Origin of the sequence: Actinomadura flavalba DSM 45200, from assembly GCF_000374305.1 — a bacterium.
Lineage (GTDB): Bacteria > Actinomycetota > Actinomycetes > Streptosporangiales > Streptosporangiaceae > Spirillospora > Spirillospora flavalba.
Genome location: NZ_KB894095.1, coordinates 230,494 through 247,603, shown reverse-complemented (window position 1 = coordinate 247,603; position 17,110 = coordinate 230,494). Strand labels below are relative to the sequence as shown.

The 17,110-nt window shown below is 72.3% G+C and carries 18 protein-coding genes; all 18 read left to right on the top strand.

What is annotated here, in order from left to right; translation table 11 throughout:
- Positions 1-6 precede the first annotated feature (6 nt).
- The 18 genes from C229_RS0114330 to C229_RS0114245 all read left to right on the top strand — a co-directional run bounded on the left by C229_RS0114330 (position 7) and on the right by C229_RS0114245 (position 17,088).
- Positions 7-1,323 carry a TadA family conjugal transfer-associated ATPase gene (locus C229_RS0114330; protein WP_018655767.1) on the top strand — a complete coding sequence of 439 codons (1,317 nt, stop codon included), beginning with the start codon at positions 7-9 and terminating at the stop codon, positions 1,321-1,323.
- On the top strand, positions 1,320-2,249 hold the full coding sequence (locus C229_RS0114325) for a type II secretion system F family protein (protein ID WP_018655766.1): 930 nt from the start codon (positions 1,320-1,322) through the stop codon (positions 2,247-2,249). Before C229_RS0114330 ends, C229_RS0114325 begins: the two co-directional genes overlap by 4 nt.
- 9 nt (positions 2,250-2,258) lie before the next feature.
- Complete coding sequence (locus C229_RS0114320; protein ID WP_018655765.1) at positions 2,259-3,146, top strand: type II secretion system F family protein; 888 nt, start codon at positions 2,259-2,261, stop codon at positions 3,144-3,146.
- Positions 3,130-4,338 (top strand): sensor histidine kinase, encoded by a 1,209-nt coding sequence (locus C229_RS30565; RefSeq protein ID WP_018655764.1) that lies wholly within the window; start codon positions 3,130-3,132, stop codon positions 4,336-4,338. Before C229_RS0114320 ends, C229_RS30565 begins: the two co-directional genes overlap by 17 nt.
- The gene (locus C229_RS0114310) at positions 4,338-5,027 is read left to right on the top strand and encodes a response regulator (protein ID WP_018655763.1); all 690 of its coding nucleotides are present in this window, start codon (positions 4,338-4,340) and stop codon (positions 5,025-5,027) included. The genes C229_RS30565 and C229_RS0114310 overlap by 1 nt, the downstream gene beginning before the upstream one ends.
- Positions 5,028-5,183: 156 nt before the next feature.
- The gene (locus tag C229_RS0114305) at positions 5,184-5,399 is read left to right on the top strand and encodes a Flp family type IVb pilin (protein WP_018655762.1); all 216 of its coding nucleotides are present in this window, start codon (positions 5,184-5,186) and stop codon (positions 5,397-5,399) included.
- A gap of 111 nt (positions 5,400-5,510) precedes the next feature.
- Positions 5,511-7,016 carry an OmpA family protein gene (locus C229_RS34975; RefSeq protein ID WP_018655761.1) on the top strand — a complete coding sequence of 502 codons (1,506 nt, stop codon included), beginning with the start codon at positions 5,511-5,513 and terminating at the stop codon, positions 7,014-7,016.
- Positions 7,017-7,069: 53 nt separating this feature from the next.
- Positions 7,070-7,489: a hypothetical protein gene (locus tag C229_RS30555; protein ID WP_155884835.1), complete on the top strand. Its 420-nt coding sequence runs from the start codon at positions 7,070-7,072 to the stop codon at positions 7,487-7,489.
- Between the two features lie 62 nt (positions 7,490-7,551).
- On the top strand, positions 7,552-8,775 hold the full coding sequence (locus C229_RS32885; protein WP_155884834.1) for a C40 family peptidase: 1,224 nt from the start codon (positions 7,552-7,554) through the stop codon (positions 8,773-8,775).
- A gap of 4 nt (positions 8,776-8,779) precedes the next feature.
- A complete protein-coding gene (locus C229_RS30545) occupies positions 8,780-9,400 on the top strand; it encodes a prepilin peptidase (protein ID WP_018655758.1) in 621 nt (206 codons plus the stop codon).
- 121 nt (positions 9,401-9,521) lie between these two features.
- On the top strand, positions 9,522-10,961 hold the full coding sequence (locus C229_RS0114280) for a hypothetical protein (protein ID WP_018655757.1): 1,440 nt from the start codon (positions 9,522-9,524) through the stop codon (positions 10,959-10,961).
- Positions 10,962-10,985: 24 nt separating this feature from the next.
- On the top strand, positions 10,986-11,384 hold the full coding sequence (locus tag C229_RS0114275; protein WP_018655756.1) for a DUF3592 domain-containing protein: 399 nt from the start codon (positions 10,986-10,988) through the stop codon (positions 11,382-11,384).
- 77 nt (positions 11,385-11,461) lie between these two features.
- The gene (locus tag C229_RS0114270; protein ID WP_155884833.1) at positions 11,462-11,977 is read left to right on the top strand and encodes a hypothetical protein; all 516 of its coding nucleotides are present in this window, start codon (positions 11,462-11,464) and stop codon (positions 11,975-11,977) included.
- A 23-nt stretch (positions 11,978-12,000) separates the two neighbouring features.
- The gene (locus C229_RS0114265; RefSeq protein ID WP_033424354.1) at positions 12,001-12,408 is read left to right on the top strand and encodes a hypothetical protein; all 408 of its coding nucleotides are present in this window, start codon (positions 12,001-12,003) and stop codon (positions 12,406-12,408) included.
- 227 nt (positions 12,409-12,635) lie between these two features.
- Positions 12,636-13,466 (top strand): hypothetical protein, encoded by an 831-nt coding sequence (locus C229_RS0114260; protein WP_018655753.1) that lies wholly within the window; start codon positions 12,636-12,638, stop codon positions 13,464-13,466.
- An 11-nt stretch (positions 13,467-13,477) separates the two neighbouring features.
- On the top strand, positions 13,478-15,451 hold the full coding sequence (locus C229_RS0114255) for a fumarate reductase/succinate dehydrogenase flavoprotein subunit (RefSeq protein ID WP_018655752.1): 1,974 nt from the start codon (positions 13,478-13,480) through the stop codon (positions 15,449-15,451).
- Positions 15,448-16,218, top strand: coding sequence for a succinate dehydrogenase/fumarate reductase iron-sulfur subunit (locus C229_RS0114250; RefSeq protein ID WP_018655751.1), 771 nt, complete (start codon positions 15,448-15,450; stop codon positions 16,216-16,218). The genes C229_RS0114255 and C229_RS0114250 overlap by 4 nt, the downstream gene beginning before the upstream one ends.
- A 189-nt stretch (positions 16,219-16,407) precedes the next feature.
- Entirely contained in the window at positions 16,408-17,088 is a 681-nt protein-coding gene (locus C229_RS0114245; protein WP_018655750.1) for a Crp/Fnr family transcriptional regulator, read from the top strand.
- Positions 17,089-17,110: the final 22 nt, after the last annotated feature.

Here is a 17,110-nt window from a genome sequence, read left to right as displayed (position 1 = left end):
TGACCGATGGCTCTCAAGGACCGGCTGGAGGCCGACCGGTCGGCACACGATCGGATGAGCCGCGACACCGTCGGGCACTGGCGGTCCCGGCTGCTGGATGAGATCAACCTCGACGAACTGGCGCTGCTGACGCTGGAGCAGCGGCGTGCCCGCCTGGAGAAGGTCACGGGACTGCTCGTCGCCCGCGAGGGCCCGGTGCTGGCCGCCGCCGAGCGGGCGAACCTGATCCGCCGGGTGGTGGACGAGGCGCTGGGGCTCGGCGTGCTGGAGCCGCTGCTCGCCGACCCGACCGTCACCGAGATCATGGTCAACGGCCCCGACTCGATCTTCGTGGAGCGCGCCGGGGTGGTGTCGCGGCTGGACGGCGGCTTCGCCAGCGAGGAGCAGCTCTACCAGACGATCGACCGGATCGTGGCGCAGGTCAACCGGCGCGTGGACGAGTCGAGCCCGATGGTGGACGCCCGGCTGCCGACCGGCGAGCGCGTCAACGTCATCGTGCCGCCGCTGTCGCTGATCGGCCCGATCCTGACGATCCGCCGTTTCCCCCGCGCCTACACCATCGACGAGCTGATCGGGCTCGGCGCGATGGACGCCGCGACCGGGGGCGTGCTCGCCGCCCTGGTCCGCGCGCGGGTCAACATCGTCATCTCCGGCGGCACCGGCACCGGCAAGACCACGATGCTGAACGCGCTGTCGGCGTTCGTCCCGGCGGCCGAGCGGATCGTCACGATCGAGGACTCGGCGGAGCTTCAGCTCAAGCAGGAGCACGTGATCCCGCTGGAGTCCCGTCCGGCCAACATCGAGGGCAAGGGCGCGGTCAGCATCCGCGACCTGGTCCGCAACGCGCTGCGGATGCGGCCCGACCGCATCATCGTCGGCGAGGTCCGTGGCGGTGAGACGCTCGACATGCTCCAAGCGATGAACACCGGCCACGACGGTTCGCTGGTGACCGTCCACGCGAACTCGGCGCGGGACGCGCTGCACCGCATCCAGACGCTGGCGAGCATGAGCGACGTCAAGCTGCCCTTCGAGGCGATCCGCGCGCAGATCGCGAGCGCGATCGACGTCGTCGTCCAGCTCGGCCGGGGCGCCGACGGTTCGCGTCGCATCGTGGAGATCGCGGCGGCGGGGTCGGGCGAGGACGGCGAGCCCGACCTGCTCCCGCTGCTGACCTTCAAGGCCGAGCCGGTCGGCGCCGACCGCGTGACCCGCGGCGTGTTCCGGCACCATCCACTGCCGCCCGTGCTGGCCACCCGGCTGGAGCACGCGGGCGAGGCGGTGCCGGAGCGGTTCCGTCCCGACCCCGAGCAGGAGGAACGATGAGCCTTCCGCTGCCCGCCATCCTCGCCACGCTCGCGGCGACCCTGGCCCTGGCGACCTGGGGCGCGGCCGACCTGCTGGCGGGCTGGAGCCGTCGCCGCCGCCTCCTCGCGCGGTCGGTGGCGTCGGCGGACGGATCGGGCACGGGCCTGGCGGACCGGCTCGACCGGGCGCTGCGCGGCACGGTGCTCGGCAAGGCGCTGGCGCGGCGGCTCGCCGCCGCCGGGATGCGCTGGCGCGTGTCGACGCTGCTGCTGACGCTGGTCGGCGGCGCGACCGCGGCCGTCGTCCTGGTCGGGACGTGGGTGGCGCCGCTGTTCGGGGTCGTCGCCGCCGTGGGCGTTGTCATGGGTGTGCTGTCGTTCGTGCGGCGCCGCGAACGCCGCCGCAACGAGGAGTTCATCGCTCAGCTCCCCGAGCTTGCCCGGGTCCTGTCCAACGCGACGCACGCGGGCCTGGTCATGCGGACGGCGCTGCAGATCGCGGCGGACGAGCTGGCCGACCCGGCGGGGGAGGAACTGCGCAAGACGTCCGACGCGCTGCGGCTCGGCCAGCCGGTCGAGGCGGCCCTGCGCGACCTCGGCGACCGGCTGCCGTCGCGGGAGCTGGGCGTGCTGGTGAGCACGTTGGTCGTCTCGGCCCGCGCGGGCGGTTCGCTGGTGACGGCGCTGCGCACGATCGCCGGGACGCTGGAGGAGCGCAAGGAGACCCGCCGCGAGGTCCGCACGATCATGGGCGAGGCCGTCGTGACGAACTGGGCGATCGGCATCCTCAGCGTCGCCGGGGTCGCGCTCATCAACTTCATGCAGCCCGGGGCGCTGCGGACGATGAGCGAACGGCTCCCCGGTCAGATCATCCTCGCGATCGCCGCCGGCCTGTTCGTCGTCGGCCTCGTCATCATCGGCCGCATCACCCGGATCGACGTGTGAGGTGCCTGAATGCTCCCGATTCTGTTCATGGGCGCCGGAGCGGCGCTGTGCGTCCTGGCGGGGGTGTGGGGCGTCGCTCTGCTCACCGGCGGTGACCGCGTCGCCGCCGAGGCGGTGCTCGCCCCACCCGCCAAGACACGCGACGAGCGCTTCCTGCTCGACCGCGTCGCCGACGTCGCGGGCCGTCCGTTCACCGGGCCGGTGATGGACCTGATCGGCGGCCGCCGCGCGACGATCCGCCGCCGCATCGACGCGGCGGGCCGCCCGGACGGGCTGACCGTCGAAGGCTACGCGCGGCGGACGGCGGGCTACGCCGTCATCTTCGCCCTCGTCGGCCTGCTGGTGATCCTCAACGGCCATCCGCTGCTCGGCGTGCTGTGCTTCGTCGGCTGCTTCCAGTTCGAGCTGATGCTGTTCGGCAAGCGCGTCAGCCGCCAGGACGACATCCAGCGTTCGATGCCCGACTTCCTGGACGTCCTCGCCGTCACCGTCAGCGCCGGGCTCAGCTTCCGCATGGCGCTGGCCCGCGTCGCCGAGAGCATGCCCGGCGCCCTGTCCGAGGAGTTCCTCGTGGCGCTGCGCCAGATGGAGCTGGGCACGCCGCGCCGCGAGGCGTTCGACGAGCTGCGCGAACGCAACAACTCCGAGGCGGTGAACCAGTTCGTCACGGCGCTGCTCCAGGCCGAGGAGCTCGGCGCGCCGCTCGGCACGGCGCTGGTCGACATCAGCGACGACATGCGGCGCGAGTCGGCGCAGTGGGCCAAACGGAAGGCGCAGCGCGCCAACCCGAAGATCACAGCGATCACGATGGCGATGACGCTTCCGGCGCTCATGCTGGTCGTCCTCGGCGCCCTGTACTTCGGGTCGGGAGTGAGCAGCAGTGGCCTCCTGGGCTGAGCCGGGCGAGCCCCGCGAGGTCCTGCCCGAGGGCGTGGTGGGCGCCTTCCGCCTGTTGATGAAGCTGCGCCTGCTCATGGCGCTGATGACCCTGCTGCTGTTGCCCGACCGGCTCGCCGACCCACTGTCGTTCGCGCTGGTCCTCGGCGTCGCCGCGCTGTCGGGCATCCTCGTCCGGGGGTCGGGGGCCATCGCGCCCCGGGTGGCCCGGCATCCGCTGCTGTTCGGCCTGGACATGGTCGGCTCGTTCGCCGTGCTGGGCATCGGCGGGACGTCCGGCCCCTACCTGCTGGCGACGGTCGCGACGGCGGCGCTGGCGGGGCTGCTCTACCGGTGGGCCGGGATGCTCGCCGTCGCCACCCTCCAGATCGCCTGCTACGGCGCGGTCCTCGGCCTCACCGGCGGCGGGGGCGACTTCCAGAGCGTCATCGGGCAGCCGATGCTGTACCTGCTGGCCGGTTTCGCGGGCGTCGCGCTGCGGACGCTGCTGGACGAGCAGCAGGAGACCCAGCGGGCCCGCCGCGCCGCCGAGGTGGTCACCGCCGCCGCGCTGGAGCGTGCCCGGCTCGCCCGCGAACTGCACGACTCGCTCGCCAAGACCCTGCGCGGGATCGCGCTCGCGGCGGCGGCGCTGCCGCTGTGGGTCCGCAATGATCCGGACCGGGCCGTGACCGAGGCCGAGACGATCGCCGCCGCGACCGAGATCGCCTCGCGGGAGGCGCGCTCGCTGCTGGCCGAACTGCGCGACGACGACCCCGGCCGCTCGCTCGCACAGGTGCTCGGCGCGGTCGTCGACCGCTTCGAGCGGACGTCCGGGATCGTCGTGCTGGGACGTCCCGAGCCGGGCATCGAGCTGGCGCCCGACGCCCGGCACGAACTCGTCGCGATCCTCGGCGAGCTGCTGACCAACGTCGAGCGCCACGCCCGAGCCGGTTCGGCCCGGTTGTGTTTCACGAGTGAGGGTGATGCCGCCGTGCTGACGGTCGAGGACGACGGGGTGGGCTTCGAGCCGCGCCCGCTGGACGAACTGGCGCGCGAGGGCCATTACGGCATGGTCGGGCTGGCCGAGCGCGCCGCGCGCGGCGGCGGCACGGTCCGGGTCCGGTCCGAGCGCGGCGCGGGCACGACGGTCGAGGTGCGCTTCCCGGCGCTGCGGCCCGACGCGGCCGCCGTGCCGCACGGAGCGCGGTGATGGGCGCCCCCCGGCTGCTCGTCGTGGACGACAACGTCGTGGTGCGGTCGGGTCTGGTCTCGCTGCTGGAGGCGGCGGGGCTGGAGGTCGTCGGCGTCGCCGGCGACGGGCACAGCGCGATCCTGCTCGCGCGGGAGACCCGACCCGACCTGGTGCTGCTCGATGTGCAGATGCCGCTGATGGGCGGGATCGAGGCGCTGGCGGTGCTGAGCCGTGCCACCCCGGTCATCATGCTGACCTACACCGACGATCCGCGCATCGTGCGCGAGGCCGTCGGCAACGGCGCGATCGGGTACCTCGTGCACGGGTCGTTCACGCCCGAGGAGCTGACCGCGGCCGTGTACGACGCGGTGCGCGGCGCCACCCCGTTCTCGGAGTCGGCGGTGACGGCGCTCGTGCAGGCGGTCCGGGACGAGCCCCGGACGCCGCCCGTCCCCGCGCCGGGACGGGCCCGCGAGCCCGTTCCGTCCCGCGCGCCCCGCGACCGGTTCGGGCTGTCCGAGCGGGAGGCCGAGGTGATGGAGCTGATCGTGCGCGGGCACGCCAACGGCGAGATCGCCGGACGGCTGTTCCTCGCCGAGAAGACCGTCAAGAACCACGTCAACCGGATCTACACCAAGCTGGCGGTGACCTCCCGCGCCGCCGCCATCGCGGAATGGCTCGGCACCCGGGGAGAGGACCCCCGGTGAGCAGTGCGGAAACGCTTCGGCTGGGCCCAGGGGCCCGCGCCACCGCGTCAGCGGAAAGGGCCCGGTATTGGGCCGCCGGACCCTGGGGGAACGGCCGCGCCATTCCTAGTCTCCTGGCAACGCGGAAAGCTGGCCGAGAAACGCCGGGAGGCGAGCATGAACCCGATGATCCCCCTCTACGTGACGTTGCAGACGTTCGTGCACGGACGTGTCGAGGCGATCAAGGAACGGCAGGAGCGCGGAGCGAGCGCGATCGAGTACGCGGCGCTGATCCTGGTCGCGGGAGTGATCATCGTCGCGCTGATCGCGGCGGCCAAGGACACCGTCGTCCCCCGGGTCGAGGCCGCCATCAAGAAGATGTTCCCGGAGTAGTGGGAACGACGGCACTACCCGCCCTGCCCGGCAGGGAGTACCGTCCCGGACCGGAGGAACCCCGCGGTTCCTCCGGTCCGTTTGTCGTATTCCGCTGAAGAAAGGCAGGCCATGGCCCGCTCCGCGCGGTACGGATTCCGGATTCTGGGTGGTGGAGCGCTGTGCGTCGCGCTGGTCGCCGCCGGTTGCTCCGGCGACCCCGAGCCCTCGAAGTCACCGTCGGCGGCGCCGACGAGCGGCGGGGGAGGGGGCGGCGGAGACGGCGCGCCGCTGGCCGTCGCGAAGCTGGCGCACCGGGACGGGCCCGGACGTGTCGAACTGCGCGCGCTGAGCCGGACGTCCGACAAGGCCGTGACGGGCACCTTCCGCGTCGTCAACGAGGGGCAGGCGCCGCTGCGCCTGGAGCTCGCGTTCTTCGAGACCGACGCGGCCGTCAGCGGCTCGTCCCTCCGGCTCAGCGGCGCCGGGCTGCTCGACGGGCCCGGCGGGAAGCTCTACCGCCCGCTGCGGACCAAGGACGGGACGTGCCTGTGCTCGGACACCACGGGCCGCACCGTCGCGCCCGGCCAGGCGACCGACCTGTACGCGGCGTTCCCCGCCCCGCCCGCCGACGTGTCGCGGGTGACGGTCGAGCTGCCGCTGACGGTCCCGTTCGCCGACGTGCCGCTCGGCAACGGCCCCGTCGCGCGTCCCGCCGACCAGAAGGTCGACGCGGCCACCGCCGATCTCGCGGCGCCCCGCGTCCTGCCGGTCGAGACGGTCGTCGAGGGCGACGAGCAGGACATCGCCGACGAGGGCGACGAACGCGCCGTGCGGCTCTCGGCCGACGTGCTGTTCGCGCTGAACAAGGCCGACCTGACCCCGCGCGCGGACGGCGTCCTGCGCGGCGTCGCCGGGCAGATCGACGCGTCCCAGGGCACCGACGTGCGCGTGGACGGCTACACCGACTCGTCCGGCAACGACGCCATCAACCGGCCGCTCTCCGAACGCCGCGCGGCGACCGTCGCGAACCGTCTCAAGACCCTCGTGACGCGGCAGGGCGTGACGTTCACGCCCGCCGGGCACGGCTCGGCCGACCCCGTCGCGTCCAACGCCGACGACCGGGGCCGCCGCAAGAACCGCCGGGTCACCGTGACGTTCCCGCGCCCGCGCCCGCCCGCGCCGCCGTCGCCCGCCGCGTCGCCGCGGCCGTCCGGCGGCGCGCTCGGCAAGGCGACGTTCCGCGCCGCCGACGCCAAGGGCCTGGAGGCCACGGTGGACGCGCTGAACCGCGCCGCCGACGGCACCACCGTCGTGACGTGGACGCTGCGCAACACCTCCTCGGCGGCGATCGACGTCCGCAACGCCTTCGAGACCCAGGCCGGGCTGTCCGACACCGGCTCGGTCGTGCTCGCCGACCCCGCCGGGAAGCTGCGCTACCTCCCGGCGCGGACGAGCATCACGCACTGCCTCTGCACCAGCATGAACCGCCCGGCGGCCCGGCAGAGCCTGGCGCCGGGCGCGACCGTCACGTTCGGCGGTGTCTACAAGCTCCAGGAGAACACCGCCGAGGTCGAGCTGCGCATCCCGTGGAAGGAGAAGGAGGGGGCGACGATCGCCGGTCTGCGGGTCCGCTGACCTGGGACCGCGGGCCCTTCACCCCCGGCGCCCGCGCCGCCTACGATCCCGGCATGCGTGCGGCTCTCTCGGTGTGGACGGCGGCGGCGATCCTCGCGGTCCTCGCGCTGCTCACCCTCAAGGTCCTGGCCGTCGGCCCCGGAACCGACGACTACGCCGAGGTGCTGCGCGGCCACCTGCCGTGGCTCGTCGCGTGCGTGTTCATGGGCCTGGCGGCGGGGGCGCCGCTGGGCGAGCCCCGGACGCTGGCGTGGTCGCTGGCGGTGTCGGCGCCGGTGCCGCTGATCGCCCTCGTGCTGCGGCTGCGGCTCGCCATTCCCGGCGAGCCGGGGCCGCGCATCGCGGTCGTCGCGGCCATCGAGGCGGCTTTCGGGATCGTGCTCGGACTCGCGGTCATCTCGTTCTTCGTGGAACGGCGCGGCGGGCGCCGCCGTTCGGCCGAAGGCGAGATCTGGCGTGAATCACGCGGCTGACGGAATTGGGTCCGCGGGCCCTGTCGGCGCCGATTCCCTTTCACTACCGTCACGGTGACGCTATGGCTGAGGGAAGGGCGCGGATGCTGGTTCGGCTGCGCGGCGGGAAACGGCCCCGGGGCGACGCGGGCATCGCGACGTCCACGCTCGTCATGACGATGGCGCTGCTGCTCGCCGGCGGCCTTCTCGTGTTCGGCCGCATCGCCAACGCCAGCGACATGCGGCACCGCACGCAGGTCGGGGCGGACGCGGCGGCGATCGGCACGCTGGCCCCGCTGCGCGACCAGGCCGTCACCATGGTGATGGCGGGCCTGGAACCGGACGCCGCCGGGTACTGGGGCGTCGGGGCGCCGCCCGAGGCGGCGGCGAAACGGCACGCCGAACGCAACGACACCTCCGTCACCGAGGTGCGTCTCAGCGGCATGACCGGCGGTACCGCGCGCGTCGACGCCCGTTCCCAGGAGTGCCAGCTCAAGAGCGAGGGCGAGCTGACCGAGCGGGAGAGGCAGGACCTGGCCGAGCGGCGGAACCTGTGCAAGGACGGGTCCGGCGACGAGGGCATCGGCCGGTTCGCGACCGCCCGCGCCATCGCCGAGCTGAAGTTGCCGCACTGCGTGTTCGTCCGGGCGAACGCCGCCGCGGGCGCCACCGGCGTCGGACCGGTCGTGTCGGGCACGTGCGACGGCGTGCAGGTGTACCCGAGCGTCGACCGCGCCCGCGTCACACGGCTGTTCAAGATCCGCCTGGTGGACCGCGAGGACCCGTTCGCCTACACCGGCGCGCCCGCGATGGCGGGCGTCACCGCCGCGGGCGGCGCGGCGGTCGTCAACGAGTGCGCCAAGGACGGGAAGACGCCGCCGGAGGACCTGTCCTTCGGCGCGGCGGTCGTCGCGTGGGCACTGTGCTGGCAGGGCACGCCCTACTCGTGGGGCGGCGGCAACTACAGCGGCCCGACCGCCGGGATCTGCTGTTCACCGGGCGGTCACGACGGCCGCATCCAGGTCGGCTTCGACTGTAGCGGGCTGACGTTGTACGCCGTCTACCAGGCGTCGCGCGGCAGGATCGCGCTCGGCCACTTCACCGGCAACCAGCTCGACGACCCGCGCGGGCGCGCGGTGCCGCTGAACGCGCTGCAACCGGGCGATCTCGTCTTCTTCGGATCGCGACCGACCCGTCATGTCGCGATCTACTACGGCGACGGCAAGATGGTGGAGGCGCCGCAGACCGGCGACGTCGTGAAGATCTCGCCGCTGCGGCAGCCCTCGTTCGCGCGCCGTTTCGGCTGACGGAATGCTCGTTCCCGCCGTCGCGGCGGCCTGCGGCGCCCTCGCCGCCTGGTGCGCGCTGACCCTCGCCACGCCCTACAGCGGTCCGCCCGGACGTTCCGCGCGGATCGCCGGGGCGCTCCTGGCGGCGCTCCTGTGCGGCGCGTTCGGCGCGCGGCATCCGGGCCCCGTGCTCCCGGCGCTGCTGTATCTCGCCGTGCTGGCGGTGCTGCTCGGCCACGTGGACCTGGCGGTGAAGCGGCTGCCGGACCGGTTCACGCTGCCGTCCTACGGGATCGCCGGGGTGCTGCTCGCCGTCGCGGTCCCGTTCGCCGACGACGGCGCGGCGCGGCTGCTCGGCGCGCTCGCCGGGATGGCCGCGCTCTTCCTCGTGTACGGCGTGCAGATCGTGCTGGTCCCGAGCGGCATCGGTTTCGGCGACGTGAAGCTGTCGGGCGTCCTCGGCCTGTACCTCGGCTGGTTCGGGCTGCGCGCCTGGACGACGGGGCTGCTGCTCACCTACCTCGTCGGCGGGCTCGTCGCGGTCGGGCTGCTGATCGTCCGCCGGACGCGCGAGGGCGAGTTCCCATTCGGCCCGTACATGCTCGCCGGGACCGTCGCCGCCGTGCTCGCGGCGTCGCCCTGAGCGGACGGGCGGGCCCAAGCGGACGGGACCTGTTTTGGGCCTCTGTGCCCTGTCAGCCCGATGCGCCCGGCGATACGTTCACCGCACCTGCCGAGCAATTCCCGGAAAGGCGGACAGGGCGATGCGCACGCGACCGAGAAGTCCCGACGCGGGCGCGAGCGCGATCCACTACGCGGCCTTGCTGCTGGTGGGCGCGATCGTTCTCACCTTTCTCGCGATGATCATTCCGTCGCGGGTGGTCGACGACGTCCGGTACGAGATCTGCCGCATCTTCAACGGCGGTGACGCGAGCAAGTGCGAGCGCGCCGCGGACGTGGCGCTGAAGCCGCCGTGCACGAGCAAGGTGTCGAGCGACTCCTACGGAGGCACGGTCGACGTCGCGATCTTCCGGGTGGGCCGCGACTACGGCTTCATGCGCACGACGACGATCGGCCCGGACGGCAAGAAGACCGTCACCGTCACGGCGGTGAAGGGCCTGACCGGCGGCGTCGGCACCGGCGTCGGCATCGGCGTGAACTGGAAGGCCGTGAACGCGGGCGCGGACGCCAGCGCGGACGCCAAGCTGCGCATCGGCGTCGGCGACGGCTGGACCTTCGACGGCCCCGACGCGGAGCAGAAGGCCGACGCCTTCATGAAGCAGATCCGCAAGCAGTACGCCATCGACGGGGTGAAGGAGAACGGCGGCATCATCGGCCGCATCGGCGGCGAGGTGTACGACGCCGTCGCCGGTCCCGACATCCCGTCGTCGGACATCCGCCGCTGGGAGGGCGAGCTGGACCTGAGCGGCTCGCTCAGCGCCGGGCTCGGCCTCGGCCCGGCCGACCCCAAGGGAAAGCACCGCAAGCCCGACCGGCACACGTCGCCCGAGGGGCCCGACGAGAAGTCGTGGAAGGACAAGGTGCCCGACGGCCGGGGCAGCGACGCGGTCAGCCCGAACGCCAAGGCGTACGTCGGAGTCAACGGCAACGAGAAGGCCGTCTTCGAAGAGAACAAGAAGACCGGCGACCTGTCGGTGACGTTCATCCTCAAGGGCGAGGCGAACTACGGCGCGAACGCGCTCGTGTCCGGTCCTCAGGGACGCCGCAACGCGACCGGGGCGCTCACGGTCACCCGCGACAAGAACGGCAAGCTCAGCAAGGTCACCTTCGCGCAGACGCACATCGTCGACGGCACCGCCACCGTCGTCACCACCGAACTTCCGCTCACCACCGACCAGGAGCGGGCGGACGTCATGTCGTACCTGATCAATCCGGTGCAGTCCGGCGGCCCGGGTCTCCAGACGCTCGCCCTGACCTGGGACGACATGGCGCCGCAGCAGGATCCGGGGCCGAACGCCAGTCCGCTCCAGCGCCTGCTGTACGAGAAGGGAAAGTCGTCGAAGGTCAACTACGCCTACGATCAGACGGACGACAACTATGGCGCGAGCGTGAAACTGGGCCTGAAACTCGGAGGGAACCTCGCCATCTCCAACTCGACGCGGCAGGTGAGCGACGCCCAATACCTGGGTGCGCCCGGAACGGACGGGAAGCGACGTTATCTGACCCACCGGGAATGCCGGTGAGCCGGTCGTGACCAAGGAGGCGGCGTGATCGAGCACGTCATCGCGGCGGCGCTGGGCGCCGCGCTGTTCCTGTGGGCGACGTTCTCGCTCGTCAAGGACGCGCTGGCGCACCGGCGCCTGGTCCGGACGCGGGGCGTGTTCGTCGGCCGGACCGACGCGGCGGGCACCAGGCCGGGAGTCGCGGCGCGTTCCGGACGTTTCCGCTTCACCACCGAACAGGGGCGCACGGTCGAGGCGACGAGCCGTTTCTACTCCTTTCCGGGCCCGCGTCCGGGACGCCCGGTGACGGTGATCTACGACCCGGCGCGGCCGGAGGCCACCGCGGAGCGGCTGGGCGTCCACTGGGCGCTGCTCCTGGTGTTCGGTCCGGCGGTGGCGGCGGTCGGCGTCGCCATGATGACGCTCGGTCTGCGAGGTCTGTGATGGGTCGGGGCATGTGGAGCCGAGCCGCCTGCGTGGCGGTCCTGTTCCTTTCGGCGGGCTGCGGAGAGGGCGGCGAGGTGACGGAGCGCGACACGGGACGCCCGGCCGCTGGGCGGACCCCGGGGACGCCCGCGGGGTTCACGGCGCAGCAGGCGGGTCCGGTGCGGCTCGCGCATCCGGTGGCGTGGAAGTCCGTCAAGCCGCCCGAGGGCTGGGCGTACGTGGCGCTGCTCGGCGGCTCGGAGGCCGCCGCCCGCGCGCGCGTCGGTGTGATCACCGACGTCCCGCAGGCGCCGAGCGCCCGGATGGTGTCGGCGGCGGCCATCACCGTCGTGGAGGTGCGGACGCCCGGCGTGCGGCGCGGTCCCGACCGCCGGATCCGCGTCGCGGGGGCCGCCGAGGCCGTGCGCGTCGACTACACCTACCGCGACGTCGTCGACGGCGAGCCGGTCGGCGACCCGATCCGCGCGACGGACGTCGCCGTCGTCACTCCGGCGCGGAAGGCGTTCGTCGTCCGCGTCAACGGCTGGGAGGACGATCTGCCGCCCGCCGTCATCGACCAGATCGTGGCGTCGCTCGCGGCGACCGTGTGACCGGCCGGAACGAAGGAGGGCCCGTGGGGTTGTGGAAGCCGTGGCTCGCGTCCACGGGCACGTTCGTCGTCGGCAGCGTCGTCGCGGTGATCGTCCTGGTGGCGTTCGCCGAGGACGCGTCCGGGGGATCGGCGGACGGCTCGGTGTTCTGGAACGCCGTGGCGACCGGGGCGGTCTTCGCGCTCGGCACGGTCGCCGCGGGGCTGCTGACGCCGTCCCGGGTGCGGGGACGCCGCCGTCATCTGGCGATCCTCGCCGTCCCGGTCGCCATGCTCGTCCTGAACCTCCTGTCCTCGGCGTTCACCGCCGCGCCCGCGGTCACGGCCGCCACCTCGATCACGGCGGCGGTCGCCGTCGCCGCGGCCTGGTGGCCCTTCCATCTGGCGGGCCGCTCGCGCGCGCGGGCCACTGTCGGCGACGGGTACTTCTGACCCCGGCGGCCGACGGCGCGGGGGCGTTCATGCTGATTTGTGCTTGTCTGCATAGACAGGGGCCATAGGGCGAGGTTATGGCCGGAGGTCGGTCGTGCCGGGGTTGAGGTGATTCACTGCCTGTGGTCAGGATCACAGGCGACGCGTGCTGTTACGTATGTCACAGCAGGTGGAAGCGGGCGTAGGGTCGCAGCGCCGCCACCCACCCCTAGCTCAGGGAGCGATCAATGAGCACACTGGAGGCGCCGGACCGGTCGCGCGCCAGAATCCGGGAGCGGACGCTCCGCAAGGACAACTGGCGGGCCTACCCGCTGTTCACCCTGACGATCTTCACGGCGTGGGTGGTCTACGCGACCGTCCGGGCGTTCTGGGGGGCGGCGTTCTACGTCCCCGAGTACCACTACCTGACGCCGTTCTACTCGCCGTGCTTCAACGAGATCTGCAACGACGTCACCGTCAACGGCGTCACCGGCAGCGCCGCCGAGTTCGGCACGTTCCTGCCGAGCTGGACGCGCGGCTGGATTCCGTTCGCCGTGATCTCACTGCCGTTCCTGCTGCTGTTCCGGCTGACCTGCTACTACTACCGCAAGGCGTACTACCGCGCGTACTGGCTCTCCCCGCCCGCGTGCGGCGTCGCCGAGCCGCACAGCAAGTACACCGGCGAGCGGCGCTTCCCCCTCATCGGCCAGAACCTGCACCGCTACTTCTGGGCGGCGGCCGCGCTCATCTCGGTCATCAACACGATCGACGCGATCCGCGCCTTCCACGGCAAGGACGGCGGGTTCGGCATCGGCCTCGGCACGATCATCCTCGTCGTCAACGTGATCCTGCTGTGGGGCTACACGCTCTCGTGCCACACCTGCCGGCACGTCGTCGGGGGACGGCTCAAGCACTTCTCCAAGCACCCTGTCCGGTACTGGATGTGGGGCCGGATCAGCAAGCTCAACGAACGGCACGGCATGTTCGCGCTGATCACGCTCGCGTCGCTCGTCGTCGCGGACGCCTACGTCGCGCTGGTCGCCAGCGAGACCATCCAAGACCTGCGGCTGTTCAACTAGAAGGGGCTCTCGTGGAGATCGAAAGGCACAGCTACGACGTCGTGGTGATCGGTGCCGGCGGAGCCGGGCTGCGGGCGGCGATCGAGGCGCGCACGCAGGGCAAGCGGACGGCGGTCATCTCCAAGTCGCTGTTCGGCAAGGCGCACACGGTCATGGCCGAGGGCGGCGCCGCCGCTGCGATGGGCAACGTCAACCCCAACGACAACTGGAAGGTCCACTTCCGCGACACGATGCGCGGCGGGAAGTTCCTCAACAACTGGCGGATGGCCGAGCTGCACGCCAAGGAGGCCCCCGACCGCGTCTGGGAGCTGGAGAACTGGGGCGCGCTGTTCGACCGCACCAAGGACGGCAAGATCAGCCAGCGCAACTTCGGCGGGCACGAGTACCCGCGCCTCGCGCACGTCGGCGACCGCACCGGCCTGGAGCTGATCCGCACCGCGCAGCAGCGCGTCGTCGCCCTCCAGCAGCAGGACCACCGCGACCACGGCGACTACGAGGCCCGGCTGAAGGTCTGGTCGGAGACGACCGTGACGCGGCTGCTGCTCGACGGCGACCGCATCGCGGGCGTGTTCGCCTACGTCCGCGAGACCGGCCGGTTCGTGGTGTTCGAGGCCCCGGCCGTCATCCTCGCGACGGGCGGCATCGGCAAGGCGTTCAAGGTGACGTCGAACTCGTGGGAGTACACCGGCGACGGGCACGCGCTGGCGCTGTTGGCGGGTGCGTCGCTGCTGAACATGGAGTTCGTCCAGTTCCACCCGACGGGCATGGTCTGGCCGCCGTCGGTGAAGGGCATCCTCGTCACCGAGTCGGTCCGCGGCGACCGGGGCGTCCTGAAGAACTCCGACGACAAGCGGTTCATGTTCGACTACATCCCCGAGGTGTTCAAGTCGCAGTACGCGACCACCGAGGAGGAGGCCGACCGCTGGTACGACGACCCGGACAACAACCGCCGTCCCCCCGAGCTGCTGCCGCGCGACGAGGTCGCCCGCGCCATCAACGCCGAGGTGAAGGCGGGCCGGGGGTCGCCGCACGGCGGCGTGTTCCTCACGGTCGTCGGCCGGATGCCGGGCGGCGCCGAGGAGATCCGCCGCCGGCTTCCCGCGATGCACCACCAGTTCAAGGAGCTGGCGGACGTCGACATCACCGCCGAGGCGATGGAGGTCGGCCCGACCTGCCACTACGTGATGGGCGGCGTCGAGGTCGATCCCGACAGCGGCGCGGCGCTCGTCCCGGGCCTGTTCGCGGCGGGGGAGTGCTCGGGCGGCATGCACGGCTCGAACCGGCTCGGCGGCAACTCGCTGACCGACCTGCTGGTGTTCGGCCGCCGCTGCGGGCTGGGCGCCGCGCGGTACATCGACGGGCTCGACGCGCGTCCGGCGCTGCCGGAGGAGGAGATCGAGCGGGCGACGGCCGAGGCGATGGCGCCGTTCGAGCGGGCCGACGGCGAGAACCCGTACGCGGTGCACGCCGAACTCCAGGCGACGATGAACGAGCTGGTCGGCATCATCCGCAAGGAGGGCGAGCTCCAGCAGGCGCTGGCCTCGCTCGACAAGCTGCGCGAGCGCGTCGCGAACGTGTCGGTGGCGCCGGTCGCGGTGAACGACGGCCGCGGCTACCACCCGGGCTGGCACCTGGCGCTCGACCTGCGCAACATGCTGCTGGTCTCGGAGGCCATCGCCAAGTCGGCGCTGGAGCGCGAGGAGAGCCGCGGCGGCCACACCCGCGACGACCATCCGGACATGTCGCCCGAGTGGCGCAAGGTGAACCTGGTCTGCCGTCTCTCCGGCGACCCGGACGTCCCCCGCATCGAGCTGCGGCGGCAGCCGATGGAACCGATGCCGCCCGAACTGCTCGACCTGTTCAAGCGCGACGAACTGTCCAAGTACCTCACGCCGGGCGAGCTCGGCCAGGACGAGAACCCCGCGGGCGGGGCCGGTCTGACGAAGGCCACGCCGGACGGGACGGCGGAAGGGAGCGAGGCGTGAGCTACGAGGCGAAGTTCAAGGTCTGGCGCGGCGACGACGGCGACGGCGAACTGGTCGACTACCGGGTCGAGGTGAACGAGGGCGAGGTCGTCCTCGACATCATCCACCGGCTCCAGGCCACCCAGGCGCCCGACCTGGCGGTCCGCTGGAACTGCAAGGCGGGCAAGTGCGGCTCGTGCTCGGCGGAGATCAACGGCATGCCGCGGCTGCTGTGCATGACGCGGATGTCCACGTTCACCGAGGACGAGACCATCACCGTGACGCCGGTGCGGACGTTCCCCGTCGTCCGCGACCTGGTGACCGACGTGTCGTACAACTACGAGAAGGCCCGGCAGATCCCGTCGTTCGACCCCGGCGACGTCGGCCTGGGCGAGTTGCGGATGCAGCAGCGCGACGTGGAGCGCTCGCAGGAGTTCCGCAAGTGCATCGAGTGCTTCCTGTGCAACAACGTCTGCCACGTGATCCGCGACCATGAGGAGAACAAGCCGAAGTTCGCGGGCCCCCGGTTCCTCATGCGGATCGCGGAGCTGGAGATGCACCCGGCCGACGTCGCGGACCGGCGCAACATCGCCCAGGACGACCACGGTCTCGGTTTCTGCAACATCACCAAGTGCTGCACCGAGGTCTGCCCCGAGCACATCAAGATCACCGACAACGCGCTGATCCCGATGAAGGAGCGCGTCGCGGGCCGCCGCTACGACCCGCTGGTCTGGCTCGGCAGCAAGCTCGGCATCGTCCGCAAGGGCGAGGACACGCCGTCCGCGTGAGCCCCCGCACGGGCGGCGTGCCCCCGCGCCGCCGCCCGTGGGGCGGTCCCGCCGTTCCCGGGCGGGCGCGTGCCGGGCACGCCGGATTCACTCTCGCGGAGGGGTTGAGCGGCAAGTAGGGAAAACGCCACAGAACGCGTGACGGTTTCGTGATGGCCGGGATCGCGGCGTCCCTCTAGCGTGGAGGGCATGACCGCCTACGAGCCGGGTTCCTTCCTCGCCGAACTGACCCCGGGCGACCGGGCGGACCTGGAGCGGATCGGCACCGCGCGCGACTTCCGGCGCCACGAGATCATCTTCCGCGAGGGGGAGTGCTCGATCTGGGTCGCGGTGCTGACGCGCGGCCGGGTCAAGGCGTCCTCCGACCGCGAGCAGGGCGGCGAGGCGCTGCTGGACGTGCGCGGCCCGGGCGCGCTGCTGGGCGAGCTGGCCGCGATCGACGGGCTGCCCCGGTCAGCGACGGTGACGGCGCTGGAGCCGGTACGGGCGCTGACGTTCCCCGGCGAGACGTTCATGGAGTTCCTGCGCACGCACGGCGGCGCGTCCGTCCTCATCATGCGGACGCTCAGCGCCCGCTTCCGCGACGCCGACCGCAAGCGCGCCGAGTTCGGCGCGTTCGACGCGACGGGCCGTCTCACCCACCGTCTCGTCGAGCTGGCGGAGCGCTTCGGCGAGGTCGACGAGGACGCCTCGGGCAGCGTCCGCATCACCCTCTCCCTCTCCCAGGAGGAGCTGGCGGGCTGGGTCGGCGCCTCCCGCGAGGCCGTCAGCAAGGCGCTCGGCAACATGCGCCGCGACGGCCTGGTCGAGACGGGCCGCCGCAGCCTCGTCGTCCACGACCTGGCCGCCCTCCGCCGCCTCCTGCACTGATCCAACGTGCGGCTCGCCTCGC